We start from the raw sequence: 2,216 nt of genomic DNA on the forward strand, positions 1-2,216 counted from the left end.
ATACTCTTATTGGAGACGCCGACGGCGTGTACAACCCGGCGTCGTTCAATGACCGGCTGCTGCTTGGTCTGAAAGGCACAATGAGCGAGGCCGAGCTGCACATTCTGCGCGCGCGTCTAGACGGCGGGATTCGCAACAAGGCTGCTCGCGGCGAATTGCGCCGGGGTTTGCCCATCGGGCCAGTATGGGGCGAAGCCGATGGCGAAGTAAGGCTCCATCCAGACGAAGCCGTCGTTAACGCACTGCGCGCTGTATTTGATCGCTTTAGTGAATTCGGTTCTGCCCGCCATGTCTGGCTGTGGTTTCGGTCCGAGCATCTATCATTCCCACTGCAGATGCATCATACTGACCCGATCCGCTGGGCGGCACCGAGCTATCATGCCATCCATAGCGTTCTCTCCAATCCAGTTTACGCGGGTGCCTACTGTTATGGCAAGAGTCGGCGGGAACGCTATGTCGATGAACAGGGAGCGCTTAAAATGCGATTGCGTCGGCTGCCTCAGTCGCAGTGGAACGTGCTTATCAAGGACCATCATGAAGGCTACATTGATTGGGCCACCTATGAAGCCAATCAAATGCGCCTGGGTGCCAACACCAAGCCTAGGCCACATCAGGCCGCAGGTGCCGTGAGAGAAGGCAGCGCCTTGCTGCAAGGCTTGGCAATCTGCGGCCACTGTGGCCGAAGGCTCAGAACGCACTATCGCGGCACGAACCATACGCCGGGCTACCATTGCGCCAACAAATGCGCGGTGAACGGCCGCGGCGTTTACTGCCTCAACGTCGGTGGTCTGCAAATTGATGCGGCAGCCACCCAAGCCTTTCTGCAAGCCGTCAATCCGGCGGGCGTCGAAGCAGCCGTGCGTGCTGCAGAACGGCTTGAAGCCGATCACGATGCAGCGCTCGCACAATGGCGATTGACTGTGGAGCGGGCGCGCTACGAAGCACAGCGTGCCGAGCGACGGTACAGTGCCGTCAATCCAGAGAACCGTTTGGTAGCGCGCGGGCTCGAAGCACAATTGGAAAAACGATTGCATGAACTCGAACAGGCCCAGCAGGAGCTGGCCCAACGCGAGCAACTCCGCCCCCGTACATTAAGCCCTCAGGAACGAGATCGCTTACTTGCGATTGGACAGGATCTCCAGCGGCTGTGGCGAGCGTCCTCTCTCACTGTGCGTGACAGGAAACAACTGCTGCGCACGCTACTCGAAGAGGTTGCGATTACTGTCCATCGTGAACAATACCGGGCGCATCTCAATTTGCGCTGGCGGGGTGGAAAACTCACCGAATGCGAGGTCGCATTGCCGCGTTCTCGACCAGCCACCATTCGAACCGACGAAAACACCTTGGCTTTGGTGCGCCGACTGGCACAGCACTACCCTGACGCTACCATTGCAGGCATCCTCAACAAGCAAGGCCGTTTGAGTGCACATGGCTTGCGCTTTAATCAAAATATCGTCAGCAGCCTGCGCCGTCATTGGGAAATTCCCTGTTTCGAACCGCCAGCCGAACGACCCGAAGGGAAGCTGCTTAACATTCGCCAGGCAGCCTATGTATTGGGCACTGTCCCGTCGACGCTCCATCGCTGGATCAATGATGGCTTCATCTCTGGCGAACAACTCACACCCGGCGCACCTCGGCGTATTCATATCACCGATGCGGTGCGTAGCCGCTTTGTCGAGCACAGCCCGACTGGATATATCGTTATGCAGGACGCTACCCGCTTACTCGGCGTCTCCCGCCAGTCTGTGTTGCAGCGTGTTAAGCGAGGCGAGCTCGATGCTGTCCTAGTTCATCGTGCGAAAAGGCTTGCGCATCAGGGTTGTTACCGATCACCCAGACCTCTTCGAACACACCTCCTAAACCAAAGGGTATTGCTATGAAGGATCCAAGAAGTTCTTGAGGTCTGCCTCTAGCACCCAGCTTACTTTACGTCCCTTTATGGCTTCTGAAAGGGTTGCGAGCGCTTGATGGGCGCTCCATCCAGGTCGCCCGCCAAATGAACAGGGCAGAAAATCCTGCCCGTAGATGGCCGACAAGACCTGAGCCATACTGCGCTGTAGCGCCCGGTCGGCCACAGTCGATACCCCTCACGGGCGTTTCTCCTGCTTGCCTGGCCTCGGGATATAGACACGTCGGATAGCCGGCGCTCTATAGCCTTGACGATGGACAGAGTGCAGCATCCCATCCATCCATTCCCCAAAACTCTCTTTTGCCTG

The 2,216-nt window shown here is 57.7% G+C and carries 1 protein-coding gene; it reads left to right on the top strand.

Annotated features, from left to right (window positions below; genetic code table 11):
• Nucleotides 1-1,880: recombinase family protein (locus tag CAGGBEG34_RS09050; protein WP_050009399.1), on the top strand; the 1,880-nt coding region annotated here is incomplete at its 5' end.
• Nucleotides 1,881-2,216: the final 336 nt, after the last annotated feature.

Origin of the sequence: Candidatus Glomeribacter gigasporarum BEG34 (assembly GCF_000227585.1) — a bacterium.
GTDB classification, from domain to species: domain Bacteria; phylum Pseudomonadota; class Gammaproteobacteria; order Burkholderiales; family Burkholderiaceae; genus Glomeribacter; species Glomeribacter gigasporarum_B.